A 23903-nucleotide genomic window follows, 5' to 3' on the forward strand; every position below is an offset into this window, starting at 1 on the left:
CTTTATTGCGAAACTGCACTGCCACGGGTTGCAGGGCTCTGTGTACTTGAATAACAGCTTTTGCCAGATCGACCCCAATCATTATATCCTTCATGTCGCTGTCTTCTCCATATTGCGGCAAATAGTACCAGGACCCTGGCGTATTGCGATGCCGTCAGGGGAGGGCGGTAGCCATTCCAACTGACCTGGTCGGCAGAGATGAAGAACCGAATAGGGCGGCCGAGGCTTTCGGTGATGGCGTGCAATTTGTTGTTTATCACCGTCTTCTGTTTGCCGTGCTCGGCGACCAGACCAGCCACCATCCGTGCGAAGATGCCGTTCTCGCTACAGCGTTTCCAACGGTTGTACAGGGTCCTGTGCGGGCCATAGGCTGCAGGGACATCGCGCCACCTTAACCCATTGCGGTTGAGGAAGATAATCCCACTCAACACGCGACGATCATCCACGCGTTGTCCGCTATGGGGTTTTGGAAATTAGGGCTCCAAGCGCGCCATCTGCGCGTCGACCAGCCCAAAAAAGATCAGACATGCTCACCGGTCGCAATTGAGCCGTGAATTACGTGGCGCGGCGGAAATCAATGTATCCTGCCCCAAAGCTCAATTGGGTGTGCGGCTGACACCCAAGCGTTCAGACAGCTCGATCTCGCGCAAGCGATCGCCAGGCAAGAGCGTGCCGTCGCGGATCTGCTCCAGCATGCGCTGATACGCGGAATTGCCTTGTGGGCCGGGCTGTATTGGGTCGTCCTGGATGGTCATAGCGCGTACACTTGTATATTGCGTGCATTTGTATACATTTGGATACATAACGAGTCAATGATCCTGAAAGCCAAGTTTTGAACAGCCTGAAAGCCCAACCAGCTATGCTGAAAAAAAGGTCAATGACACTTGGCTTTGCGACGCTTGGCACGCTGATCTTCTGGGTATTGCATCTACCGTTGCCGTTTCTGTTCGGCCCTATGACAGCATGCCTGATCGCAGCTCTGGCTCATGCGCCAATGGCAGGGTTCGGACAGATCTCGGTCGCAGCCAGAACCATTCTGGGCGTCGCGGTTGGCGCATCGATCACGCCCGGACTGTTTGCCGAGCTGCCAAAAATGGCTGCGTCGATCATGCTGATCCCGTTCTTCATCATCCTGATCGTATTGATCGGCGTGCCGTTCTTCCGCAAAGTCTGCGGGTTCGATGAAAAGACAGCGTTTTACGCCGCCATGCCGGGCGGCCTGCAGGACATGATCATATTCGGCACCGAGGCCGGGGCTGATCCCAGAACGTTGTCCCTGATCCACGGAACACGCGTGTTGATCATCGTGACCTTGGCACCGCTGTTTCTGACGATATTCTACGATGCCGAACTCACCAACCCCATCGGGCAGCCTGCGAGTGAGCTGCCTGTTCATGAGCTTCTGCTCATGGTCTTGGCAGCTTTCGTCGGCTGGAAAGGCGGCGAAAGAATTGGACTTTTCGGAGCGTCCATTCTTGGGCCGATGATCCTTACGGCTGCATTGTCTCTGGGGGATTTTATCCATGCCCGCCCCCCACGCGAAGCCATTCTGGCTGCGCAGTTCTTCATCGGGTGCGGGATAGGTGTGAAATTTGTTGGCGTGACATGGGCCGAACTACGTCGGGTCGTTGCTGCTGGCGTCGCCTATGTTGTTATTCTCGCCATTCTGGCTGCCGGATTTACGGCAATGGTGACCATGCTTGGCTTGGGTCAACCGCTCGAGGCGTTTCTTGCGTTTGCGCCCGGAGGTCAGGCTGAGATGACCGTTCTTGCCATCGTCTCGGGCGCTGATCTGGGGTTTGTCATCACCCACCATCTGACACGTATCGTGCTGGTGATCATCGGCGCACCTATCGCGGCCGGTCTTATTTTGCGTTGGTCCAAACCTCGGGATTGATCAGGTGGATCGGAGCGCCATCGGCATAGGCGTTTACTTGATCGAAGATATCCGCAAATTGCAGGTCGAACTCGTCCTCTGTGACAAAGCCAATATGTGGCGTAGCGATCAGATTGGGATGTGACAATAGCAGGTCATTTGGGTCGGTCAGAGGTTCAGTATCGAAAACATCAATGGCCGCTTTTTCGGGCTGGCCAGTGTTGAGCCCCCCTAGCAAAGCGCCCGGTGCAATGAGCCCCGCCCGCGACGTGTTCACGAACAACGAGCCTGGCTGCATCGCTGCAAAGTCTGACGCTTTGATAACTCCGCGCGTGTCCGGATTCAGGCGGACATGAACCGACACCACATCGCTATCGGCAAAGAACGCTTCCCGACTGGGCGCGACTTCGACTCCGTCCGCCATCGCCCGCGCACGACCTTCTTCGGACGACCACCAGATGACGTTCATACCAAAGGCCTCGGCATAGCCTGCAACAGCCCGGGCGATACGCCCATAGCCGTATAAGCCCAGTCGACGCCCGCGCAGCGTCTTACCCACCCCGGCCTGCCAGCGCCCTGCTTTGACCGACTCCATCTGAGCCGGAAGATCCCGCATTCCGGCCATGATCAGGGCCCAGGTCAATTCGGCCGCGGCATAAGACGGAGTGCCGCTGTGCATGTTCGAGCATATAAGCACATTGTGATCAGAGCATGCCTGCACATCGACGTGGGGGTAGACACTGCGCTGACTGATCAGCCGAAGGTTAGGCAGCTTCTCAAGCAACGCTCGGGTAATCTTGGTGCGTTCCCGGAACAGAACCACGGCATCGGCATCTTGTAACCGCGTTGCCAACACGCCGATATCTTCAACGTGATCCGTCCAAACCGTCACGTCATGATCCGCAAGCCTTGCAAAACAAGGCAGGCCGCGCAGCGTGTCGAACCAGTCATCCAGAATATGTACTTTCATCGGCTTTGACTGCCTTGCCCGGATTCCATTTTTTTTGGTGTCGGAACAAAATGCGGGGCCTCAAGCGCCGCGAGCGCATTGCGGACACGTTGGCTCTGATCCAGCAAATGATTGAATTGTTCATCGCAGCCAGCGATCGGCGTGGGATAATCCACCATATCCTGCCGCAATGCTGCCTGCGCCAATTTCAGTTCCTGCCTGGCAATATCGAGACATTCAGAGTAGTCGTTCATAATGACATCTCCTTATGCGTATACCATAGTATACTAACAAAATATGTGCCCGTTCAACTCCCATCCCACACAGATTTCGGTACATAGATTTTGCCATCCGCCAGCTTGCGCGCTGTTCGCACCAATCCTGCCGCGCTGAGTGTGAACCCATCTTCGCTGGAGAAATCCACCAGAACATCGATTTTACCCGAAGCGTGCTCAAGGACGACTTCGGCAGGTCCGGATGTGGTTCGTTGCAATAAGCCATCCGCAACAGTTCCCGGCGTCAATGCGCAAGAGGCCATGCATTGTGCCCCTGTCACCGCCATCGTCGGGTGAGTATTCCACGGCATGAAATACCTGACAGCAAGTGTGCCCCCGTCCCGAGCAGGTGCAAGTATGCCGAATTTTGGGGTCACGGACTGGGACACATCACCCATTCCCATCAACTGTCCGGCCTCAATCCGAACGGCCTCCATCCGGTCAAAAAACGCGCGATTGCTGTCCAGTTCCTTTGCGCTTTCGTATCCGGTCAGGCCGAAATCAGAAGCGCGCGCAATGGCCATCGGCATCGCGACATCCATGCAGGTTAGCTCGATACCCTGCACCGTGTCGCGCAGATGACCAGTGGGCAGGAACGCGCCGGTGGATGAACCCACAACACCCATGAAGCTGAGTTGCACCGGTGCGGCACGCCCCGGCACGCCCGCAATTTCCGCATCTCCCTGATAAGTCAGTTCACCGCCGGGCGTCGGCACCATTGCCACTACCTGCGCCCCTGTGTTGACGGCGCGAATACGGATTTCGGTTTCATCGCCCCGCGGCTCGATCAAACCCATTTCGATTGCTGCAGGGCCGACGCCAGACAGGATGTTCCCGCAGGTGGGTTTGAAATCTACCAGCTTTTCCTCAACTGAAACTTGGGCAAAGAAAAAATCGATATCTGCCCAGTTTTCGTCACTGGCGGATAGCATCGCGACCTTGGTCGTGACGGCAGCGCCGCCGCCTATCCCGTCGATATTCAACGGGTGCCCAGCGCCAACCACAGCGATCAGAACGTCCGCGAGGGTCTCCAGATCCTCTGGCAAGTCAGAGCGACGGAAGTAGGGGCCGCGAGATGTGCCGCCCCGCATGAAAATGAACGGAATTCCGGTTTGGGTCTTGGCGCGCCCTTTCAGATCTTTGCGCACTCCTGGCAAGACCCGGCTCATTTCAGCGGCCATGGCAGATCAACCATGCCCTGCAGCAAACCCGGCGGGAAATCGCGGTTCAACGCACCTGCCATGACGCACATGAAACCGATGCCACAGGCGGTCAGGATCAGTGTCATCTGCCAGCTGGCCCCCGCCCGAATGCGGAAGAAAGCGATCAGAAAGCCCAGAAGCGCGAGGATGAAGCCAACGACCCAGGTCGCCGCGATAAGGCTCGCGAACCATGCCAGCGTGGACCACAGACCGTGAGGGGCACTGGCGTCTTCACCCGCGATTTCCTTGTCGGCGAAGATCGCATCGCCTTCGGGCCGCCGCGTCATCTGGATCAGCAGGATCACGCAGCAGAACAAAGACACACTGCCGATCACCAGCGGGATGATCTTGTCGGTCATGTTGTAATCGGGGATCATGTTGGCATTGACTAAAGCGACGATCAGATAAGCCATGATCACCAGCAGGAAGACCAGCGGCGCGCGCTTGGTACCTGCCTGCACGTCACCTTCAGCCATGATCATCTTGGCCTGACGAATACCCAGAATGACCGAGACAACCGTGATCACGATCAGGACGATCACGATGGGGCTGAAGACGTATTCCATACCTTCACTGAAGCTCTTGCGGAACCGGAATGAGGCGATCTGGAACGCCTGATTGGTGAACTTCTCAACCGGGTTTGATAGCACGAAGCCGATCAGGAAGGCCGGGCGCGACCAGTCGAACCGGCGCAGGAAGGTGCCGATCAGGCCGATCACGAACAGTGCCAGAAGGTCTTCGAAGTTTTGCCCGGACTGGAAGGCAGCAAAGCTGATCAGCATGAACAGGAACGGCGCCAGATAGGTAAAACGGATCGTGGTCAGCTTGGCGATCCCGCCCGAGGCCGCGATGCACAGGATGGTGCCCACGACGTTGGCAAGCGCCAGCAACCAGACGATGGAATAGGTGATGTCGAGATTGTCCTTGAGCATGCTCGGGCCGACCTCGATATCGCCGGATCCCAGCAACGCCACAGCGCCGATGAAGATCGCCATCGAGCCGGAACCGGGGATGCCGAACAGCAGGGTTGGCACCAGACCGCCGCCCTCTTTTGCGTTGTTCGAGCTTTCCGGCCCGATCACGCCACGCACTTCGCCTTTGCCGAAGTTGCTCTTGTCCTTGGTTGTCTGCACGGAATGGCCGTAGGCGATCCAGTCAACAACCGAGCCCCCAAGTCCGGGGATAACGCCTACGATCACACCGATGATTGAGCAGCGAACCGAAAGCCAGATATTGGCGAACCAGTCCTTGACCCCGTCCAGCCATCCGGCCCCCAATGAAGCCCCCTTGGCAATCGACCGATCCTGACGCAGCAGAGAAACGATTTCAGGGACAGCAAAGATTCCCAAACCGACAATGACCAGTTTCAGGCCATCGGTCAGATAGGGAATGTCATAGGTAGCCATACGCAGCGAGCCACCGGCGTCCGCCTCGCCGATGGTGCCGACCATCAGGCCCAGCCCGGCGGCGGCAACACCTTTCAACGGGATGCGTCCGGCCAAGATAGCAACCATCGAAAGACCGAGAATGGTGATCATTAACATCTCGGGCAGGCCAAAGGCCAAAACGATTGGCCGCGCGATCAGAATGAACATGGTCAGGAATGTCGCGCCGACCAGACCCCCGAACAGGGATGACGCAAAGGCCGCAGACAATGCCCGCGCGGCCTCACCCTTTTTTGCCATCGGGAAGCCGTCAAGCACGGTCGCCTGCGAGGCCGAACTGCCTGGTATCCCCATCAGAACCGAGGCAAATGTGTCAGAGGTCGGAACGACGGCGACCATCCCGATCATCAGCGCCAGGCCCAGGATCGGGTCCATGCCGAACATGAATGGCAGCAAAAGGGACAGACCGGCGATACCACCGAGCCCAGGGAAAACTCCAACGGCCAATCCCATGACAACGCCGAGCACGAGATAGCCCAGAACGATAGGTTGCAGGATCAGAGCCCACGCATCACCAAGCGCAGGAAGAGCGGTGGCGAAAACCTCCATAGCGGCCGCCTTTCATTCAATTTTTGTAGAATTCCGATGGCGCGGCCCTCGCGCAGAAGGGCACACGCTGTGAAGGCCCGGCTTAGTTCAGCTCGACGCCGTAGGAGTCTTTTAGCCAATTCAGGACATAGGCTTTAGCGTTGTCATCAACGTTTGTCGCCGTCTGCAGCGCTGATTTGGAGCCGTCACCGACGAACACCGGGTACTTGCCCACGCGCTTGGAGGAAATATCGGCAAAGTCGCCACGCTCGGTCACGGCCTGGAACGCTGCGGTGTAGGCATCGACGACCTCTTGCGGCGTGTCACCGGGCAGGAACGCCAGCTTCTGCACCGGAAAGCCTGCGACAAAGAAGGCTTTCCACGCGTCCCAGGCCTCACCGCTGGTTTCGCACCCATCGGTGGCTTCGCACACCTCTTTGAAGGTTGGGATATCCGGGAAGGTAGGATCGCGCACGATGTTGCCATCCGCATCCAGCGCGCCCCAGGTCATCATTGGAACAGCCTGACCGGCCTCAACCAATGGGGCGGAGCCGCCCAAATAACCCGATGAGGTCTGGTAATCGATATTGGCTTCGCCGCGTTCGAACATCAGACGGCCATCACCACGACCCTTGATGCCAAAGACCGGCTCAACATCCATACCAAGCATCTGCCACGCTAGCAGCGGTACCAAATCCAGCCGAGTGGCCCCCTGCGAACCATAGATAAAACTTGTGTCTTTCAGCGCGTTTGCAGAACCGTCAAACTTGGCTCCATCTTCTGGGTTCAGATAAGCGACGCCCCCGGTGCCCGACGCCATAACCGGAATCCAGTCGTTGTATTCATACCGCACGCGCGGGTCGCTCAGAAGATACGGAAACTGGGTTGAACCAGATGTGCCGAACAAAAGAGTGCCATCGTCGTGCTCTTGTTCCTGAAACCAGTTGGCGCCTTTGGTCGAGCCTGCGCCCGGCATGAATTTTACCACAACAGTGGGCTGGCCGGGCAGCGCCTCGGACAAAAGTGGCGCAAAAAAGTTGGCCCATTTGGCTGAACCGCCCGTTTCCGAGAACGGGATGACCCACTCAATGGTCTTGCCCGAGAAATCGACCTCGGCAGCAACGGGTGCGGCCATTCCGGCGGCAGCGATCAGCCCCACGACGGCGCGACGGGTAAAGTTGGAAATGGTCATTGGTTCCTCCCTGTTGACCAAACAATCACGAAGGCACGCTTGGCACCACCATGATCGCAAATAGAACTGTGGGGTTGATTCCCCCTCCCATCTGGCAATCATGAAGGGCCAACCTTGCGCGAAACTTGCAGGAGACCCGATGCGGATTGTCATCGTCGAGGATAATGAGCCACTTGCCAACGCCATTGCATATCGCCTGCGTGATCGTGGCCATGCGGCTGACGTGCTGACCGATGGTGACGAGGCCGATGTCTATCTGGAACAGGAAGGTGCAGACCTGATCGTTCTGGATATCAACTTACCAGGCCGGTCCGGACTTGAAATCCTGCAATCCTTGCGCAGTCGCGGAGATGGTGCACCGGTGATCCTGTTGACCGCACGCTCAGAGACCAGCGACCGGGTGTCGGGTTTGGATATGGGCGCTGACGACTATCTGGTCAAACCCTTTGAGATGGATGAGTTGGAAGCCCGCATTCGTGCACTTTCGCGCCGAAAGGACCTCGACTATGGCGCGCGTGAGACCATCGGCGGGTTGGAATTCGATCGCTCTGCACGACAGGTCACTGTTCACGGAGAGGTTTTGGACGTGCCACGCCGGGAATTGGCCGTGCTTGAATGCCTGCTGGAACGCCGAGGCAGGATTGTCCCCAAAAGCCAACTGACCGACTATGTCTATGGCGTCGGGGCGGATGTCGAGGATTCTGCCGTAGAACCCCATGTGTCACGGTTGCGAAAACGACTTCAAGATCTGGGCATCAGAATCAAAACGGCCCGCGGGCTTGGCTATTTGCTTGAGGTGCAGAAGTGATCCCGCACCGCTCGCTTAGGCTCAGGTTATTTCTGTTGATCCTCACACCTTTGGTTTTGCTTGCGTTTCTGCTTGGATATTGGCGCTTTACCGTTGCTCAAAGAACCACACAGGAGCTTTTTGATGACAGCTTGCTGTCTGCGGGCCTTGCGATTTCCCGCGACGTGGCGATCTCAGGTGGAGATGCATTGCTGCCATCCACACGCAGTATGATCCGCGATGCATCGGGGGGAGAGATATTCTATCACGTGACCGGCCCCGGGGGCAGCTATGTCACCGGATATGCTTACCCTCCGACGTCAACTGCATCCGCCCAGCAAGACCCATATAAGCCACATTTTTTTGAATCTGCTCATCAGGATGAGCCAGTCCGGGTTCTCAGAATGACGGAACGCGTCACTTTGGAAAACCTGGTGGGAGACGCGACTGTAACTGTTTGGCAACTCATGGCCGATCGAAACGCATTTGCCAATCAACTGTCGATCCGCGCCGCAATTCTGATGGGCGTTTTGTTGACGACGCTTGCCATTGTCGTCTGGTTCGGTGTCGCCCGCGGGCTGAGACCATTGCTGAATCTACAAGACGCAATTGACCTGCGTTCGCCGGACGACCTCAGTGAAATAAAGCGAGCGGTACCGGTCGAAGTGCAGGGAATCGTCAGGACCCTGAATCGGCTTTTTGCGCAGGTGGAGCACAGTATCAACGCCCACCAGACCTTCATTTCCGAGGCGGCGCATCAGTTGCGAAACCCGGCAGCAGCCGTACAGTCTATGGCCGAAGCACTTCAGGAGGCAAAAACGGATGAGGACCGGGGCAAGCGTATTTCAGAGCTTGTAATTGCGGCGAAAAATTCTGCGACTGTGGCTGAACAACTGTTGTCGCTTGAAAGGCTCAGACAGCCGACACACCAAGATCAAATGGATGAGATTGATTTCCGCTCTGTTGTAGAAGAAGCCTGCGCGGAGATGGGTGTTCACATCCTCGCGAAGGGTATTGAATTTGATGTCACAATGCCTGACGCAGCGATCATGGTGTCCGGTGATCGGGTATTTCTAACTGAGGCAATAAAGAACCTGCTGGATAATGCGGTAAAGCACGGCGGCCCCAAGTTAAATAGAATTTCAGTTGTGCTGCACTGTGACGGCGGCTCTGTCAGTCTAACGGTGGCGGATGATGGAGCGGGCCTTTCGCCTGACCAAAGCGGCGCAGCATTCGCCCGGTTTTCGCAGCTGGAACACTCCGAAGGCAGCGGATTGGGATTATCAATAGTCTCCGCCGTTGCGCACCGCCACGGCGGACTAATCTCAATAAACCAAGTCGAAAGAGGAGCGAGCGTTACGCTTGAGCTTCCAACAGCTTTGTAAAACGTTCTGGATTTTATTGACGAATCTGAAACCTGTCCTGTCCACAATACCATTTCATCAGCGCAGCGAGTCGCTGCTTCCACGCCTTCCAAGCGGATCATCACGGACAAAATTGCGGTCCTATGGAGCCGCCAAATGAGAGGTTTCATCGGACTTAGTTCATTGGTTGCACAAGGGTCCTAACAACCGCGCGGAAAACAGCCATCTCACAGTCCGAAAGCGGGAGCGGACGAAGCAAGGAAATCGACCTCCGGGAGGTTTGCAGCTTTACGCAGTCACACATTCAACCGTTCGAAATTGGTTCTTTGCACTAGGGCGCCGTCGCTTGGCCCTAACAATCCGATGTCACCGCTTCCAGGCATATGACGCGTGGTATGCCGCCACTCGAGCTTGCTGAAGGTCCTGAAAAAACATCATTCCAAACTGCGAGATCACGCAATCAAACGAGCCATCTTCCAAGGGTAACTCTTCGGCATTGCCAAAATCCATTCGATATTGTGTGCTCGACTTCTTTTGCTGCCGCGATCATCCCCGGGGCGGGATCAAGTCCGACCACACGGCCGGTAAGACCCGAACACTCGCGTGCAGTTCGTGTCAGCACTCCTGTGCCACCTGCAACATCCAATACATGCGCACCGTCACCTTTTCCTGCTCCGCCCGTTACGTGGGCACACCAGGGCGCGAGTAGCGCTGGCACAAAAGGAGCCTCATTTCCACGACCCGCTTGGAGTTCTTCCTGTGTTGCGTCGGCAGCCGTTCGCATCACTCTACGAATTCGTAATGTTTGATTGATCTGGACTCGACTAATTCGGCTTCCGAAGGATCCACATGCGCCGATTGGTAATCATCGCCTACAAACGCCATGAGAGACGCAAGGTCTTTCCAGATCATGACGAAACTGAATTCTCTTGGACTGTCAGCCCGTGCCGCACCCGGAAGTACCTGAACGATCCCTTCGGTTCCTCGCATCAGTGGTATGGCCGTGTTGTGGAAGAAGTCACCGAATTCCTCCTCTTTGCCTTCTCTCGCTGTGACTTGGAATATCCGCATGATCATAACGCGCCCTCCCATTGGTAGGGTTGCTGCCTGCATGATGACCTCAAGAATACCTCATATCACATCGCTGGCTCATTGTCGCTTTGGCTTATTGGTAATTTACGCCTATGCACAGCAAAACTTGAGGGCCCATCCTGGATCAGACCTAAGCTTCAAGACGCTTGGACGGAAGCTATGAGAAATAACGGAATCTCGCTCCAGGAGGTCAACCGACCAAACTTCAGGCATTCCTCAAACGTCCACCCTGCAAGCTTGAGCCCCTTGCGTAGTTTTCGATCAGGTCATCCGGAATGTCGCGTGCACGAAAGGGCCCCAAGCCGTCACGGGTCTGGAACCGCATTCCCGAGCCGGGTCGAGAGAAGATCAAGGACTTGGCCCTGAAGGAAAGCGAGCTGTCGCCGCGCGAGTTGGCTGTGCGGTTCACTGACACGGAACAGTATTTTGTGTCAGAGGGTAAGGAGGATCAGTGATCCGTCCAGTGGACGGATCACCCGACGAACGGATATCGCATGCTTAAGTCTTATGACCTGATCACCAGCCCAGCCTAAGTGGTTCTGTCGGCCGCAGACGAGTTTCACGAGAAAACCACTCGGCTGAACCTACTCTGGCAGACCGACTTCACTTACCTGAAAGTCATCGGCTGGGGCTGGTTCTATCTGTCGACCATCCTCGATGATTACAGCCGCCACATCATCGCCTGGAAGCTTTGCACGACGATGAAGTCGGGCGATGTGACCGACATGCTGGATCGGCGTTGCAAGCCTCAGGTTGTGATCAGGCGACGGTTTTGCATAAGCCACGGCTGCTCAGCGACACCGGGCCCAGTTACATCTTCAGCGAGTTGGCCGATTGGCTGGAGGACCGGCAGATGGATCATATTCGAGGTGCTCCGTATCACCCGCAAACTCAGGGGAAGATCGAGCGATGGCACCAGACCTTGAAGAACCGCATCCTGCTGAAAAACTACTATCTGCCTGGCAATCTAAGGTAACAGATCGATGCCTTCGTCGATCACTACAACCATCGACGCTATCACGAGAGACTGCAAAACCTCACCCTAGCCGATGTCTAGTTCGGACGCGGCCAGACCATCCTCCAACAAAGAGAAAGGATCAAACGAAAGACCATCAAAACCCGGCGCTTGCTTCACCGCAAATCCGCCGCATAATCAAACCAACCAGATGCGCCAGACCCTCTCTTAGCTCAGGCTGCAATCTGTCCCAAAATTCCTGACGACGGACAGGCATCACCCCATCAGGAGTTCTTTGTTGTGTGCCAGCAAATGAGCGCAATTCAATGGTAAGTGACAAGGGACGCTACGCGCTGATAACTGACATTACGTTCTTTGAATCAAAATTTGCGCCACACAACAATACGACATTGGCTTGCCCATGCAGACGTTCGGAAATCTGGAATAATCCGGCAAGGGCAAGGGCGGCTGCCCCCTCCACAAGTTGATTTTCCTTTAGCGCCATCGCCTGAAGGGCGGACACAATTTCAGCCTCATCGCAGATCAGTACTTCGTCGATCACCTGCATTGCCAAAGGCAAGGTAACGCTGTCGGCATCGACGCCCCCGGCGACCCCGTCTGCGAGCGTGTCGTAGTGGTCTGTTTCTACTACTTCACCCGCGCTCATCGAGGCGGCCAGTGCCGCAGAGTTTTTCGCCGACACGCCAAACACTCGGGTGCCGGGATTGGCGTTTTTCAACGCGGCCCCTACGCCGCCGATCAAGCCACCGCCGCCCATGGAGATGAAGACGTTGTCGATCTGGTCCGTTTGCTCCAGCAGCTCCAGCCCGATCGTGCCTTGACCGGCAATTACAACAGGATCGTTATAAGGCGAGACGTAGGACAACCCACGCGAAGCAGCGAGTGATTGTGCGTACGTTTCGGCCTGACCTGATTCCTGACCATGCAGGATGACCTCGACGCCAAATGATTGAATTTTTGCCAATTTTGGCTTTGCGACAGTCTCGGGCAACACGACTGTCAGGTTTTTTCCGACACGCGCCGCCGCGCGTGAACACGCAATTCCGTGGTTGCCGGAAGAGGCGGTGATCAATCCGGTATCACCCGTAATCGAAGTCATTTTACTGGCCGCACCACGCATTTTGAACGAGCCTGTGTGTTGAAAGTTCTCGGCCTTGAAACGCAGCCGGCAGTCCAGGTCTTCGCCCAGTTGCTGCGAGGGCAGCAACGGAGTTTCGTAGATGTAATCCCTGATACGGTCGCGGGCCTTTACGGCATTTTGTGCGGTTTCCTTCACAAGTGCATTCATGTCTTTTCTCGCGTGATGTCCGGACGGGGCAGGTTCGCGATAAATTCGCTCATCTTGGCTAATCCAGCTGTTAGAATCTCAGGGCTGTTGGCGTATCCAATGCGCAACCAGCCTTCCATATGCATCACCGATCCTGGGGTGAGCATGACACCGGTTGCCTGCAAAAGCTGAACACAGAAATCACGCGACGGCATATCAAAATCATATTTCAGCAACGCTGTCGTTCCGCCTTGCGGTTTGATGTATGATATCGCGGGTTCGTTGGCCACCCAGTCGTCAAGAATCCGCAAGTTCTGCCGGGTGATGCGCTGGCTGCGTTCGAGAATCCTTTCCTTGGCTTCCAGCGCCATGGCGGCAAAGTAATCATCCAGCATGCCCACGCTGATCGTGTTGTAGTCGCGGTGGATGGACACAGCCTCAAGCACGTCAACAGGACCTGCAATCCAACCCAGCCGCAGCCCAGCCAGAGAAAAGGTCTTGGACATGCCCGCAACACTGATGCCTTTGTCGTACAGATCGGCAATCGCGGGGGAAAAGCCGTCTCCGATCTGGCCAGTGCCGCGATATACTTCGTCACACAGGATGTAGGCATCGCTTGACCGGGCAATATCGATGAACTTGTTCAGGAAGTCGCCATCCATCACCGCACCGGTTGGGTTGTTGGGGTTGTTGATCACAACCAGCTTGGTATTCGGGCGGATCAAAGCGGCAAATTCTTCCAGATCGGGCAGGAAGCCGTTTTCTGGTCTCAGGTTCAGTATTTCGACCGTCGCACCATAGCTCTCGGGGATCGAATAATGCTGTTGATAGGTCGGCCGCACCGAAATCACATGATCACCGGGTTCGACCAGTGTTTCGTGCACCAGAGCGTTTGCGCCGATTGCCCCGTGGGTCACAACGATGTTGTCGCGCGTCTGATGCTTGTAGAGCGTGCATATATTGTCGCGTAGCCGGTCCGAGCCCTGAATGGCGCCGTAGGTCATTTTCATTGGCAACAGGTCACTCAGAACTGTGTCGTTCTTGCCGGACATTCGTAGCAACTGATCAATTGTCAAAGATGCCACACAGGTTTCGCCCAGATTGAATTCGCAGTGGTTCTCGAATTCATTCATCCAGATTTCGACACCAAATGGTTTGATTTTCATTGTGCGATCCTTGTTGCTGTGCGCCCGGTGTCAGTAGATCTGCGAGAGTTTATAGATGCCATGGGCCATCGCGATATCTTCCAACCCTAGTCCGATCGAACGAAAAAAAACGGATTTTTCATAGTTGGGTTTTGGGCAAGTTCCGCAGACCAGTTGCGCCAGGTCGCCGCAAATCTGATCCGCAGACCAGTCGCCCGCTGCCGTGGCCAATTTCATCTCGCCAGCACTGCCGGGTGTCGTCGGAAGGTAGTCGCAAAACACATCGGCCAAGGGCAGGAAGTCGGGCGCAACCTCGTGGGCGTTAGCAACGTTCGTGCTGATAGACGTAAACAGGGACGGCTTTCCGGTGTCTTTCGGGTCGATCACCGGCGTTCCTGAAGACGTGCACAACATGACCACATCGCACCCGGTCAGACAACTTGAACTATCGGCGGCGATTTCGATCTTGCCGTCAAAACTACGCCACTTTGCCTGACGTTCTGGATCAGCGATCAACCCCGGCGAATAGACAGTCACGCTTGTCCAGTTTCGCAAATCCTGGACGTGTTGAAAATGCGCTTCAGCCACTGCGCCGCTGCCTATGATTGCCAGTCGATGGGCGTTTGCCGGGGCAAGCAAGTCAACGGCCAGTGCAGTGGTTCCTGCCGTACGTTCAATGGTCAGCCTGCCACTATCGCACCACATTAGTGGATCCCCGGTTTCCATCGACATCAGGCAGGTCCAAGCGGTTATGACCGGGGTGGCATCTGTGACAATGTAGGGGGACAGTTTGGCGCCAAAAACGCCCATATCAGCAACCGCGCCCAGATAAGTAATGAAGTCACCCTTGGCATTCGGAAAATCTGTGATGGTTTGTGGCGGTTGGACTGCTCGCTCGGTTCCAAGCGCCTGGAAAAGCGTCGTTAGTTCAGATTTGACATCCAGCCCCGGAAGCAACGCATCCACGGCAGTCGCGTCAAGAATCTTGGGCGTGGCCTGGTTGGTCATGTGAGTTAACTTTCGTTCAGCGAAAGGATGATTTCCGGCAATCGGGATTTATCGCCAGCCGCCAGCACCGTGCCGTCCATGTCAAATGATAATTCCGATCCGTCCCATGTGGTTACAATGCCGCCCGCGCCCTGAATTACCGCCGCGCACGCGTAAATATCAAAGGCATCAAGGCCCGCATCAACGGCGAAATCGGTTCGACCTGACGCCAGAACACCGTATGAAAAACACGAGCCACCATATTGGACATAGGCCACTTTTTTGCGCAGCGTGGTAAACCGCGCCAGTTGATCAGATGACATGAAATCAGAGTTGCTACATGTAACATAGGCCGAGCTAAGCGCCTCACAGGCTCGGGTCTTTACAGGCTTGCCGTTATGAAATGCGCATATGTTGTTAACCCCAGCCCAGCGGTCATCAGTCAGTGGGTGATCAATAACCCCGATAAAGGGTTTGCCCTTCCACGCCAGCGCAATCAACGTGCCGTAAACGGGTATCCCGGCAACAAATGCTGCGGTGCCATCTATGGGATCAAGTACCCAGACAAACTCCGCATCTGTGTTAATGTTCTCAAATTCTTCACCAAATATCCCGTGTTCGGGATAACGGGATATGATCATCTCGCGCAGCTTTTCCTCGACCGCCTTGTCGGTTGTGGTCACATACGACGCATCGGCCTTGATCGTAACTTCGGGCAATTTCTGTGACGCCATCAGTAACATCGAGCGGCTGGCATCGGCCAGGGTCTCTGCAAAGGACAGAAAATCAGCATGTTGGGGGAGTTCGGATGTCATCTGAATGATGCCTTCAATGAGAGAGGATCTGGCTTAGGAAATTTTTGGTGCGTTCGCTTCTCGGGTTTTCGAAGAATTCAGTTGGCGGTGCTTCTTCAACAATTTCGCCTTTATCCATGAAAATCACACGATCGGCGACAGAGCGGGCAAATCCCATTTCATGGGTCACACAGATCATGGTCATACCCTCTTTGGCCAGATCGACCATGACCTCAAGAACCTCGTTTATCATTTCCGGGTCCAGTGCGGATGTGGGTTCATCAAACAGCATTATCTCAGGCTTCATGCATAGCGCACGCGCGATAGCGACCCGTTGCTGTTGTCCCCCTGACAGCGCAATCGGGTATTTGTTAGCCTGTTCAGGTATCTTCACCCGTTCCAGATAGTGCATCGCCGTCTCACGGGCCTTGGTCTTGGATATCTTGCGAACCAGTTGTTGTGCCAGCATCAGGTTTTTGACGATTGTCATGTGCGGAAACAGGTTGAAGCTTTGGAAAACCATACCAACTTCGCGGCGCACCGCATTGATGTCTTCGATCTGATCAGTCAGTTCTTTGCCACCAATGACGATATGGCCATCATTGTGCTCTTCCAGTCGGTTGATGCAACGGATCATCGTTGATTTACCCGAGCCAGACGGTCCGCAAACCACAATGCGCTCGCCCTTACGCACCTCAAGATTGATGTTCTTGAGCGCTTGAAACTTTCCGAAGAATTTGTTGACCCCCTGCATCTGGATCAAAGGCTGCGCGTCTGCTGTGCTCATGTTACCCCTCCCGTTCCATGTATCGGCCGAGATATCTTTCAATCACACCGAACAGTTTCTGAATCCCGAATGTGAAAATCATGTAGACGATCGCAAGCGATATGAAGATTTCATAAGGTGCATAAGTATCGGCCACGATGGTCCGCGCGATGCCAGTCATATCCGCAATAGTGATTGTGCTGGCCAGCGCAGTAGATTTCAGCAGGCTGATCACATCATTGCTGTAGGCCGGCAGCGCCAGTCGCGTAGCGATCGGGGCAGTGAGGTAGATGAAATTCTGCCGTGCGGACATGCCTAGGGCTGAACCAGCCTCTAACACGCCTTTGCTCACGCCCAACACGCCACCGCGCAAAATTTCCGAAACATAGGCCCCGGTGTTCAATGTCAGCGCCAGGATCGCACAACCCGTCGGTTCGCGCAGGATGGGCCAGAAGATGCTGTCGCGTACCGCCTCGAACTGCGGCAGGCCGTAGTAGATGATGAAAATCTGTACCAGGATCGGTGTGCCCCGGAATACATAGATGTAAACCTGTGCTGGAAAATTCAGAAACCACCTGCCACTGATCCGCATCAACAACAGACAGATCGCCAGTATCAGCCCAAGAAATCCTGACACGATCAACAGCTTGAACGTTATCCCGATGCCCATCAGCATTAATGGCAGGCTTTCGGCAATAAGGTTGAGATCAAAGCTCATTTGGCACCTATCGTGGTGCGTTCACCAAATTTTTCAATTCCCATCACAACCAGGGTAATGATCGTAGAAAAGCCCAGATAGATAGCACCGACGACGATATACATCGTAAACGGTTTACCCGTGACTGTAATCGCCTGCTTGGCCACAAACATCGTTTCATTCAACCCGATGATTGATATCAGCGCGGTGTCCTTGATCAGCGACAACATGTGGTTTCCGAACGGCGGCAACGCCAGTCGCCACATCTCGGGAATGCGCACGTAGATGAATGTTTGCAGATTGCTCATCCCCAATGCGCGGGCCGCCTCGATACTACCGGGGTTAACGCCCAGAAACGCACCGCGAAAAGTTTCGGTGGCATAGGATCCCACGATAATTGAGATCGCTATCGTGCCGGCCCAAAATGGCGGTACATCGACAAACTTGATCTCTGGATTGAAGATTTGTGCGATCGCGGTCAGAGTGATTGCCGATCCGAAATAAAGCAGCAGAATGACCAGGATCTCCGGCGTACCGCGAAAGATCACCGTATACGCACCAGCGATTTTCTGAGCAACGCGGCTATTGGACAGTTTGGCCATCGCCCCCAACAGCCCGAAAATTATCATCAGGCCCAGCGAACACATGAAGACCTGTCCGACGACAATTGCGCCCCAGAAATAGTCATCCCACCAGCCGGTTAGTACGTCCACGCCCTGTCCTCTGCCTTATGAACGGATGCCGTTCCCTCTTCCCAAATCTCAGCGGCAGGACACTGGAATGCGCCTGCCGCCTGCCAGGGAGAAGTAGTTTACTGCCCCCATTCATCCTTGTGCAGTTTGAAGGGGAAAATTTTCATTGCGTAACCTTCCAGTTCACCGGAATTGATCAGTTCTTTGAGCGCGCTGTTCAGGCGACCCTTCAGTTCATCTTCACCCTGACGCATTCCGATACCCACACCGATTCCGAAGTATTTTTCTTCGTCAACTACAGGGCCTTTGAATTCAAACCCGGCACCGTCTTCCTTGCTCAGAAATTTCAGATGCGCCTTCATTGGGTTGGTCATGATCAAATCGACACGACCATTTTGCAGATCCAGATACAAGGGCTCTGAACCGTCGTACAAAACCACATCGGCACCCGGCAAAACGTCTTCAAACCAGCTGGCATAGGTGGTGGCCCGTTCCAGGCCGACACGCAGGCCGTTGAAATTATCGGGAATTGGATTGCCCGCATCGTCAAACAGGTCCATTTCCTTAGACTTCGGACCAAGCATTTGACCGGTCGAGAAGCGGTAAGGACCGGAAAAGTCGATCTTCTCCTTGCGCTTTTCGGTGATCGACATGGATGCAATGATCAGATCAAATTTGTTGGCCAGCAGGGCAGGTATCATACCGTCCCATTCCTGACAGACAAACTCCAGTTCCACGCCGATGATGGCGGCAACCCCGTTGGCGACATCTACGTCGTATCCAGCCAGCTCACCGTCAGCAGTCTTGTAGTTGAAAGGCGCATAGGTACATTCCATTCCTACGCGAAGGGTTTCCGCAGAAGCAGTGCCCGCTGTTCCAAGCGTCAGCGCCGCGGACAGGCCAATGGCCAGATTTCTAAGCATTGTCAGTTTCATTTCTTCCTCCAGGTTGATGGACTTTTCAGTCTCTATTTTGTTCGCGCGACAGTCTTTTGAACTTCGTCGATAATGCTCTCGACCTCATCATTCGTGTTGTAATGTGCCAGCCCGATGCGGACGACACCCTCGTCCAGCGGCAGGTTCAACGCGCGTGCCGGTTCATATGCATAGTTGTGACCATGCCAGACATGGATGCCCGCAAAGGCCAGTGCCCGCGCGATTTCAGTCGGCTTCACACTGGAGTGCCGGATCGAGACAGTTGGCACCCGGTGTTTAACACGATTTGGATTCGTGATCCCATAAATCGACACGCCAGGAATCTGGGCCAACCCATCAATCAGCATATTGGTCAGTGGCTCTTCGTAATCCCGTGACATCTGATAAGCGGTCGTTATCAGCGCGCGGCGATTATCTGATGCCGATTCCAGTCGGCCCAAATCCTCAAAATACGCGACTGTCGCAGATAGTCCGGCCAGCAGCTCAAACTGCGGCGTACCAAGTTCAAACCGATCCGGCGTATCATCCGATACGCAGCGCCCCTTGTAGGGATAAAGATCTTGCAGGATATCCTTGCGTCCCCAAAGCAACCCCAGATGCGGACCAAAAAACTTGTAAGACGAACAGGCCAGAAAGTCGCAACCAAGCGCCTGCACGTCGACTAAGTGATGCGGCGCCAGTTGCACTGCGTCCACGAACACAAGCGCGCCCGCGTCTTTTGCCATGGCGGACAGGCCCGCAACATCATTGATAGATCCTGTCATGTTGCTCGCATGGTTCAGCGCCAACAATCGCGTCCTATCTGTCAGCAGCGCACTCAGGTCTTCCGGTTCCACAACCCATGTTTCGCGGTTGAAATCGAGCCAGCGGACAACCAGCCCCATGTCTTCGGCAATCGTCAACCAAGGCCCAACATTTCCTTCATGTTCCATTCGGGTAATGATGATTTCGTCACCTGGTTCAAAGTCCCGGCAAATGCTGCGTGACATGTGAAATGTCAGCGCAGTCATGCTTTGACCAATGACCACTTCCCGGCCCGACGACGCACCCAGAAACACAGCTGCATCGTCATGGGACTTTAGTGTTATGCGGTCCGTTTCAACACTCGTGTTAAAATGTCCCCCGGCATTCGCTGATGTCGTCAGCATGTATTGCGATACCGCTTCAGCAACCGAAGCAGGAACCTGCGTTCCCGCAGGGTTGTCCGCATAAATGCGACCGCAGCCATCGTCGCGTATCGCAAGTGCCGGGAAGCGAGCCCTTACGTCTGAAATCGGAAATTTCATGCAGCCGTCCTAAATTCCCACGGCCAGATCGTTGCTGGCCATCGATTCGACGGTAGAAGCAAACTGTCAGGTCGGTCCATCATCCCAAAGGATGACGAGGCCGCAGAAAATCTTGTAATTCAAACCCCTGTAAAGCTATGGTTTTACATGCCAAGAGATGCCTCAACAACATTGCGAACGCCCCAGATCGAAGGCGCGCTTTTTGCATCGATGATTTCGCTTATTGGCTCGGATCGTTTTTTTGACGGCCTTGCGAGTATTCTGGGCGAGGCATTGCCATTCAAATGGGTTCACATCTTTCAATACTCCAAAGACACGGCCCCCGTGGCCCTGAGCAATCACCCGCGTGATGTCGCGTACAAACGAGGCTTTGAGAACTATCTGAACTTCACTTATGTCATCAACCCGACTTATCGGGCCTTTCAACACGGGGCCAATTCCGGCGTTTTTCTAATCTCGGATTTCATCCCGGAAGGCTATGATGATATCATCGGGTCCACCGATTTTGAGATCCGCATCGAAGACAGCGAATCGATTGGTTATCGTACTCCCGGCTGGCCCAAAAACATGACGGAATTTATTGTCCTGATCAATCTTCCCAATGGGACAGCGATCGACTTCACATTCCTGACCGAGATGGACGGAACACTTCACAAAGATCACGAAAAGCGATTGCAGGACTGCTTTCCGATATTGGATGCGGTTATGAATAAGCAGTTTGAGATTTGTCCCCAGAGCTTTGAGCATCATGCGCGCCCGGGTCAGGAAGAGCGTTTCCAGGACTTTGGTGGCGACGCTCTGACCGACCGAGAACGCGAAGTTGTTCAGCTGATACTTGTCGGCCACAACAGCAATTCGATTGCGTTGAAACTTTGTGTCTCACTGTCGACGGTCAAAACCCACCGACGCAATATCTACAGCAAGTTGCAGATATCTTCTCAGGCGGAGTTGTTCAGCTTGTTTCTATTGCATCTACAATAACAGGTTCCTGAATCCAGAAAGCAGCCAGCAGTGCAGCCCTTTGCCGCCCGCCGCACAACCCCTTGAGCGGACGATGTTGCAAATCGGATAGAGCACTCAACTCGCCAAACACGCGGTCCACACGCCAGCGTTCGAACTCCGCCTGCCTGGCGGTAAGGGCGTCTAATACAAAATTGTAAAAAAGAGGTCGCCACGGATTACGCTTCGAGGGTTGATATTCATAACAGTCATCGGGGGCTCTGCTCCTGGAACAGGGTGCTGTGAGGTGCCAAGGATTTCACAAGAAGTAACACACCGCCAATGTAGTAGAGCTGGCATGGATGCAGTTGAACCGGAGCGCGACCACCAGTTTCGAACCCAAGTTTGTGGTACACCGGACCGCACCAACGTTCTGGGAATAGACCTGAATACTGAGTGCGGCAATCCAGCGTCTGTGGCTTGGTGTTCTATCGCGGCCATAAGGTCTCGGTACCCATTATGTTACTTCGCGCCCCTGCCCGGACCGCGAGGGCGTTGACGTACCATGCCCCGACAGGTTGCGCCTCCAACGGGACAAAGGGCGCAATTTGAGCGAGCAGATCGGCTGCAGCGGCCCCGGGTGCTTCGTCAATCGGATAAGTGAGTGCCATGCCGAGCACCTGACCCGCGCATTCTGCGACAATGGCATTTCGATATGTGAAGCCTCCGCTTTCGCGTTGCGCGCGCGATACCGATATCCAGTAGGCCTTGGCTTTTCGCGGCACTTTGTGCCCAAATCCACGAGGGAATACTCTCACCAGAAATGTCGATGAGGCGGGCCAGTTCCTCAGCATCCCCGCGCAATACAGGGCGGATGGTGTAGCCGGGAAAGTCTTTCATGACCTTTGCCTTTCAAAGGACGATTGGAGAGATACCTTTGCCCAGTTTGAAAACGGGCAAAGGCAGATTGTGGTTTCCGCTTAGGACGCAGGTGCGGTAACACCCTCGATTGGGCCAACGGGAAAACCGGAATCCCACTCTGTATGGTCCGTTTCGTCGATTTGATCGTAATAGGAATGGCGCCAGGCCGATGAAGCTCCCGTGCGGGCCGATGAAGCTTGTTTTTTCACCGGAATATCGATGGACAGGCGCACGCCATAGCCCTCGGTCATGCCAAGAAGCGTTTGAGACATTTCGCTACCGACGTGCGCGTAGATGCCGGTGCCACCGGTGATCATGCGCGGCGCTTCAACGTCGATATCGGCCAGTTCGGTTCCTTGGTTGACCAGGATTTCGCCGCTATCGAATTCGAACACCTGGCGGGTGATGACCATCGCCCCGGTCAGTGTGCGTGCGCCGTCGCCGACAAAGAAACCATCACAGGTCCAGCGGCCAATCACCTTATCTGGAAACGCCGCGCTGCCATCGGCAAGCGTGCCTTCGGCGCCGTCATCAAGTGTACCGTCTTCGTAGATGTACCCTTCGGTGATGAAAGCGTTGCCGTAGGCGGGCATGCCATCGTCAAACACGGGCTCTGACGCGAAAACAAAACGCGTCAGGTCTTCGGCGACATCGAAGGACATCGGGGCACCGTCGGCCGTCGCGATGCTGGCAGATGCCAGCATGGCCAGAGCAGGGAGTGTGGATTTGAACATTGGTTTTATCCTTTGAGGCAGGGTTGGATTTGGATCAGGGGTACAGTGCGCGAGGAGCAGGCCCCGAACGCGACTGTTGGTTTAGGGGCGCCTGGGCGTCCGGAATGGCGGGTGTCAGGTGGTGGTCGCCTGGCAAATCGCGGCGATGTGGCGGTGGTCGGTGCCGCAGCATCCACCCATAACGGTGAGATGTGGCAGAAGGGCAGACAACCCGGAATAGAGTTGCCCAAGTTCCACGGGATCGCCGTCATCGAGCGTGTCAGACGTATCTAGTTCTGCGTGGCTCATCCGCGACGCGTTCGCCCGGAGCCCCATGATCCGCTTGGTCCAGTCACCGTGCAACACGTGCGCAAAGTGATCGGGATGGGCGCAGTTGATCATGTAATACGCCGGGTAATCGTCTGTCGCCTCATCGACGGCGCGGATTGCGTCCGCCAGGGTCTCTCCTGAAGGCAATCGCCCATCGATCTCGACGGTGAAGGCAATCGCGACCGGCATACTTTTCGTTTTCGCCGCGCTGGCGATCCCAATGGCCTCATCAGAGTAGGTCATTGTGATGGCAGACACCATGTCAGCACCAAATTCGTCGAACCAGCCAATCTGGGCGGCGTGATAGGTTTCTGCCTGTGCCGCCTTCATGACGCGAGCGGGGGCATAGCCGTCATCCTGGGGGCCTATGACACCATTGATGACAAAGGGGCATTGATCCGTCTCGAAGCGGTCGCGCAACCGGGTCAATGTGCAGATCGCCTCGCGATGAACGGCACGCAGGCCGTCTTGGGGCATGCCTAGCTCTGCCGCCCATCGAGCGCTGGCGCGCCATGTCGGCGTATCCATAACGAAGCCGCGCTTCGCATCGACGGCGATCTTGGCGAACCGCTCCATATAGGCGTCCATTGCAGCGAGGCCGTCGTCGGATTCGAGCGCCTTGAATGCTGCGAACAGCGGCAGGTCGATCCCATTGTGGAAAATGAGGGTCGTCTCCAAGCCCCCGTCGGTGATCATTTGTTGTCCGGCAAGTTGGGGCAGTACGTTGCGATATTTCATGGTCTGT

Annotated in this window: 24 protein-coding genes and 4 pseudogenes; 6 read left to right on the forward strand and 22 right to left on the reverse strand. The window is 55.2% G+C overall.

Annotated elements, in window-relative coordinates; genetic code table 11:
* Positions 1–179: 179 nt before the first annotated feature.
* Both Q0816_RS14885 and Q0816_RS14890 read right to left on the reverse strand, forming a co-directional pair.
* Positions 180–528, reverse strand: a pseudogene (locus tag Q0816_RS14885) (transposase); the annotation flags it as partial.
* Between the two features lie 74 nt (positions 529–602).
* Positions 603–755 (reverse strand): annotated as a pseudogene (locus Q0816_RS14890) (GntR family transcriptional regulator); the annotation flags it as partial.
* Between the two features lie 122 nt (positions 756–877).
* On the opposite strand from Q0816_RS14890, the gene Q0816_RS14895 reads away from it, so the two are divergent.
* Positions 878–1897: an AbrB family transcriptional regulator gene (locus tag Q0816_RS14895; RefSeq protein ID WP_298851973.1), complete on the forward strand. Its 1020-nt coding sequence runs from the start codon at positions 878–880 to the stop codon at positions 1895–1897.
* On the opposite strand, the gene Q0816_RS14900 is transcribed toward Q0816_RS14895, so the two are convergent.
* The 5 genes from Q0816_RS14900 to Q0816_RS14920 all read right to left on the reverse strand — a co-directional run bounded on the left by Q0816_RS14900 (position 1866) and on the right by Q0816_RS14920 (position 7467).
* A complete protein-coding gene (locus Q0816_RS14900) occupies positions 1866–2846 on the reverse strand; it encodes a D-2-hydroxyacid dehydrogenase family protein (RefSeq protein WP_298851975.1) in 981 nt (326 codons plus the stop codon). The two genes, Q0816_RS14895 and Q0816_RS14900, sit on opposite strands and share 32 nt — an antisense overlap.
* Positions 2843–3079: a hypothetical protein gene (locus Q0816_RS14905; RefSeq protein ID WP_298851977.1), complete on the reverse strand. Its 237-nt coding sequence runs from the start codon at positions 3077–3079 to the stop codon at positions 2843–2845. The genes Q0816_RS14900 and Q0816_RS14905 overlap by 4 nt, the downstream gene beginning before the upstream one ends.
* A gap of 53 nt (positions 3080–3132) precedes the next feature.
* Entirely contained in the window at positions 3133–4269 is a 1137-nt protein-coding gene (locus Q0816_RS14910; RefSeq protein WP_298852212.1) for a 4-oxalomesaconate tautomerase, read from the reverse strand.
* Positions 4266–6296, reverse strand: coding sequence for a tripartite tricarboxylate transporter permease (locus Q0816_RS14915; RefSeq protein WP_298851978.1), 2031 nt, complete (start codon positions 6294–6296; stop codon positions 4266–4268). The genes Q0816_RS14910 and Q0816_RS14915 overlap by 4 nt, the downstream gene beginning before the upstream one ends.
* An 82-nt stretch (positions 6297–6378) precedes the next feature.
* Complete coding sequence (locus Q0816_RS14920) at positions 6379–7467, reverse strand: tricarboxylate transporter (protein WP_298851979.1); 1089 nt, start codon at positions 7465–7467, stop codon at positions 6379–6381.
* Between the two features lie 139 nt (positions 7468–7606).
* On the opposite strand from Q0816_RS14920, the gene Q0816_RS14925 reads away from it, so the two are divergent.
* From Q0816_RS14925 to Q0816_RS14935, 3 genes and pseudogenes are all read left to right on the forward strand, one after another.
* Entirely contained in the window at positions 7607–8275 is a 669-nt protein-coding gene (locus Q0816_RS14925) for a response regulator transcription factor (RefSeq protein WP_298851980.1), read from the forward strand.
* A 35-nt stretch (positions 8276–8310) separates the two neighbouring features.
* Entirely contained in the window at positions 8311–9639 is a 1329-nt protein-coding gene (locus Q0816_RS14930) for a sensor histidine kinase (RefSeq protein WP_298851981.1), read from the forward strand.
* A gap of 109 nt (positions 9640–9748) precedes the next feature.
* Positions 9749–10036: pseudogene (locus tag Q0816_RS14935) on the forward strand (IS6 family transposase); the annotation flags it as partial.
* Here Q0816_RS14935 and Q0816_RS26055 read toward each other — a convergent pair.
* Genes Q0816_RS26055 through Q0816_RS14940 form a run of 3 tightly spaced genes read right to left on the reverse strand, consistent with a single transcriptional unit; the run spans position 9985 to position 10695 of the window.
* Positions 9985–10128 carry a class I SAM-dependent methyltransferase gene (locus Q0816_RS26055; protein WP_367180499.1) on the reverse strand — a complete coding sequence of 48 codons (144 nt, stop codon included), beginning with the start codon at positions 10126–10128 and terminating at the stop codon, positions 9985–9987. The pseudogene Q0816_RS14935 and the gene Q0816_RS26055 overlap by 52 nt on opposite strands.
* A complete protein-coding gene (locus Q0816_RS26060) occupies positions 10079–10402 on the reverse strand; it encodes a methyltransferase domain-containing protein (RefSeq protein WP_367180501.1) in 324 nt (107 codons plus the stop codon). The genes Q0816_RS26055 and Q0816_RS26060 overlap by 50 nt, the downstream gene beginning before the upstream one ends.
* Positions 10402–10695 carry an antibiotic biosynthesis monooxygenase gene (locus Q0816_RS14940; RefSeq protein ID WP_298852213.1) on the reverse strand — a complete coding sequence of 98 codons (294 nt, stop codon included), beginning with the start codon at positions 10693–10695 and terminating at the stop codon, positions 10402–10404. Before Q0816_RS14940 ends, Q0816_RS26060 begins: the two co-directional genes overlap by 1 nt.
* A gap of 314 nt (positions 10696–11009) precedes the next feature.
* On the opposite strand from Q0816_RS14940, the pseudogene Q0816_RS14945 reads away from it, so the two are divergent.
* Positions 11010–11863, forward strand: a pseudogene (locus Q0816_RS14945) (transposase); the annotation flags it as partial.
* Positions 11864–12011: 148 nt separating this feature from the next.
* Here the strand turns inward: Q0816_RS14945 and Q0816_RS14950 are convergent.
* The 9 genes from Q0816_RS14950 to Q0816_RS14990 all read right to left on the reverse strand — a co-directional run bounded on the left by Q0816_RS14950 (position 12012) and on the right by Q0816_RS14990 (position 20255).
* The gene (locus tag Q0816_RS14950) at positions 12012–12974 is read right to left on the reverse strand and encodes a pyridoxal-phosphate dependent enzyme (protein ID WP_298851982.1); all 963 of its coding nucleotides are present in this window, start codon (positions 12972–12974) and stop codon (positions 12012–12014) included.
* Positions 12971–14119: an aminotransferase gene (locus Q0816_RS14955; protein WP_298851983.1), complete on the reverse strand. Its 1149-nt coding sequence runs from the start codon at positions 14117–14119 to the stop codon at positions 12971–12973. The genes Q0816_RS14950 and Q0816_RS14955 overlap by 4 nt, the downstream gene beginning before the upstream one ends.
* A gap of 30 nt (positions 14120–14149) precedes the next feature.
* Positions 14150–15106, reverse strand: a complete 957-nt coding sequence (locus tag Q0816_RS14960; protein WP_298851985.1) for an ornithine cyclodeaminase family protein — start codon at positions 15104–15106, stop codon at positions 14150–14152.
* Positions 15107–15111: 5 nt separating this feature from the next.
* On the reverse strand, positions 15112–15900 hold the full coding sequence (locus tag Q0816_RS14965) for an inositol monophosphatase family protein (protein WP_298851986.1): 789 nt from the start codon (positions 15898–15900) through the stop codon (positions 15112–15114).
* 13 nt (positions 15901–15913) lie between these two features.
* Entirely contained in the window at positions 15914–16666 is a 753-nt protein-coding gene (locus Q0816_RS14970; RefSeq protein ID WP_298851987.1) for an amino acid ABC transporter ATP-binding protein, read from the reverse strand.
* A 1-nt stretch (position 16667) separates the two neighbouring features.
* Complete coding sequence (locus tag Q0816_RS14975) at positions 16668–17363, reverse strand: ABC transporter permease (RefSeq protein WP_298851989.1); 696 nt, start codon at positions 17361–17363, stop codon at positions 16668–16670.
* Positions 17360–18055 carry an ABC transporter permease gene (locus Q0816_RS14980; RefSeq protein WP_298851991.1) on the reverse strand — a complete coding sequence of 232 codons (696 nt, stop codon included), beginning with the start codon at positions 18053–18055 and terminating at the stop codon, positions 17360–17362. The genes Q0816_RS14975 and Q0816_RS14980 overlap by 4 nt, the downstream gene beginning before the upstream one ends.
* A gap of 98 nt (positions 18056–18153) precedes the next feature.
* Positions 18154–18969, reverse strand: coding sequence for a transporter substrate-binding domain-containing protein (locus tag Q0816_RS14985; protein WP_298851992.1), 816 nt, complete (start codon positions 18967–18969; stop codon positions 18154–18156).
* A gap of 32 nt (positions 18970–19001) precedes the next feature.
* Positions 19002–20255: a cysteine desulfurase-like protein gene (locus tag Q0816_RS14990; protein WP_298851993.1), complete on the reverse strand. Its 1254-nt coding sequence runs from the start codon at positions 20253–20255 to the stop codon at positions 19002–19004.
* A 147-nt stretch (positions 20256–20402) separates the two neighbouring features.
* Between Q0816_RS14990 and Q0816_RS14995 the strand changes: the two genes are divergently transcribed.
* Positions 20403–21236 (forward strand): LuxR C-terminal-related transcriptional regulator, encoded by an 834-nt coding sequence (locus tag Q0816_RS14995; protein WP_298851994.1) that lies wholly within the window; start codon positions 20403–20405, stop codon positions 21234–21236.
* Between the two features lie 446 nt (positions 21237–21682).
* Here the strand turns inward: Q0816_RS14995 and Q0816_RS15000 are convergent, their stop codons facing one another.
* The 3 genes from Q0816_RS15000 to Q0816_RS15010 all read right to left on the reverse strand — a co-directional run bounded on the left by Q0816_RS15000 (position 21683) and on the right by Q0816_RS15010 (position 23896).
* Positions 21683–21865, reverse strand: a complete 183-nt coding sequence (locus Q0816_RS15000) for a hypothetical protein (protein WP_298851995.1) — start codon at positions 21863–21865, stop codon at positions 21683–21685.
* A gap of 309 nt (positions 21866–22174) precedes the next feature.
* Positions 22175–22849 carry a hypothetical protein gene (locus Q0816_RS15005; RefSeq protein WP_298851996.1) on the reverse strand — a complete coding sequence of 225 codons (675 nt, stop codon included), beginning with the start codon at positions 22847–22849 and terminating at the stop codon, positions 22175–22177.
* 114 nt (positions 22850–22963) lie between these two features.
* On the reverse strand, positions 22964–23896 hold the full coding sequence (locus tag Q0816_RS15010; RefSeq protein ID WP_298851997.1) for a homocysteine S-methyltransferase family protein: 933 nt from the start codon (positions 23894–23896) through the stop codon (positions 22964–22966).
* Between the last annotated feature and the right edge of the window lie 7 nt (positions 23897–23903).

Origin of the sequence: uncultured Ruegeria sp., from assembly GCF_947497005.1 — a bacterium.
In the GTDB taxonomy this organism is placed as follows: domain Bacteria; phylum Pseudomonadota; class Alphaproteobacteria; order Rhodobacterales; family Rhodobacteraceae; genus Ruegeria.

What these genes read in the sequence shown, in the direction of transcription:
- Q0816_RS14895 (WP_298851973.1), top strand. Translation starts at nt 878, where the DNA reads ATGACACTTGGCTTTGCGACGCTTGGCACGCTGATCTTCTGGGTATTG.
- Q0816_RS14900 (WP_298851975.1), bottom strand. Translation starts at nt 2,846, where the DNA reads ATGAAAGTACATATTCTGGATGACTGGTTCGACACGCTGCGCGGCCTG.
- Q0816_RS14905 (WP_298851977.1), bottom strand. Translation starts at nt 3,079, where the DNA reads ATGAACGACTACTCTGAATGTCTCGATATTGCCAGGCAGGAACTGAAA.
- Q0816_RS14910 (WP_298852212.1), bottom strand. Translation starts at nt 4,269, where the DNA reads ATGAGCCGGGTCTTGCCAGGAGTGCGCAAAGATCTGAAAGGGCGCGCC.
- Q0816_RS14915 (WP_298851978.1), bottom strand. Translation starts at nt 6,296, where the DNA reads ATGGAGGTTTTCGCCACCGCTCTTCCTGCGCTTGGTGATGCGTGGGCT.
- Q0816_RS14920 (WP_298851979.1), bottom strand. Translation starts at nt 7,467, where the DNA reads ATGACCATTTCCAACTTTACCCGTCGCGCCGTCGTGGGGCTGATCGCT.
- Q0816_RS14925 (WP_298851980.1), top strand. Translation starts at nt 7,607, where the DNA reads ATGCGGATTGTCATCGTCGAGGATAATGAGCCACTTGCCAACGCCATT.
- Q0816_RS26055 (WP_367180499.1), bottom strand. Translation starts at nt 10,128, where the DNA reads ATGGATTTTGGCAATGCCGAAGAGTTACCCTTGGAAGATGGCTCGTTT.
- Q0816_RS26060 (WP_367180501.1), bottom strand. Translation starts at nt 10,402, where the DNA reads ATGCGAACGGCTGCCGACGCAACACAGGAAGAACTCCAAGCGGGTCGT.
- Q0816_RS14940 (WP_298852213.1), bottom strand. Translation starts at nt 10,695, where the DNA reads ATGATCATGCGGATATTCCAAGTCACAGCGAGAGAAGGCAAAGAGGAG.
- Q0816_RS14950 (WP_298851982.1), bottom strand. Translation starts at nt 12,974, where the DNA reads ATGAATGCACTTGTGAAGGAAACCGCACAAAATGCCGTAAAGGCCCGC.
- Q0816_RS14955 (WP_298851983.1), bottom strand. Translation starts at nt 14,119, where the DNA reads ATGAAAATCAAACCATTTGGTGTCGAAATCTGGATGAATGAATTCGAG.
- Q0816_RS14960 (WP_298851985.1), bottom strand. Translation starts at nt 15,106, where the DNA reads ATGACCAACCAGGCCACGCCCAAGATTCTTGACGCGACTGCCGTGGAT.
- Q0816_RS14965 (WP_298851986.1), bottom strand. Translation starts at nt 15,900, where the DNA reads ATGACATCCGAACTCCCCCAACATGCTGATTTTCTGTCCTTTGCAGAG.
- Q0816_RS14970 (WP_298851987.1), bottom strand. Translation starts at nt 16,666, where the DNA reads ATGAGCACAGCAGACGCGCAGCCTTTGATCCAGATGCAGGGGGTCAAC.
- Q0816_RS14975 (WP_298851989.1), bottom strand. Translation starts at nt 17,363, where the DNA reads ATGAGCTTTGATCTCAACCTTATTGCCGAAAGCCTGCCATTAATGCTG.
- Q0816_RS14985 (WP_298851992.1), bottom strand. Translation starts at nt 18,969, where the DNA reads ATGAAACTGACAATGCTTAGAAATCTGGCCATTGGCCTGTCCGCGGCG.
- Q0816_RS14990 (WP_298851993.1), bottom strand. Translation starts at nt 20,255, where the DNA reads ATGAAATTTCCGATTTCAGACGTAAGGGCTCGCTTCCCGGCACTTGCG.
- Q0816_RS14995 (WP_298851994.1), top strand. Translation starts at nt 20,403, where the DNA reads ATGCCAAGAGATGCCTCAACAACATTGCGAACGCCCCAGATCGAAGGC.
- Q0816_RS15000 (WP_298851995.1), bottom strand. Translation starts at nt 21,865, where the DNA reads ATGGCACTCACTTATCCGATTGACGAAGCACCCGGGGCCGCTGCAGCC.
- Q0816_RS15005 (WP_298851996.1), bottom strand. Translation starts at nt 22,849, where the DNA reads ATGTTCAAATCCACACTCCCTGCTCTGGCCATGCTGGCATCTGCCAGC.
- Q0816_RS15010 (WP_298851997.1), bottom strand. Translation starts at nt 23,896, where the DNA reads ATGAAATATCGCAACGTACTGCCCCAACTTGCCGGACAACAAATGATC.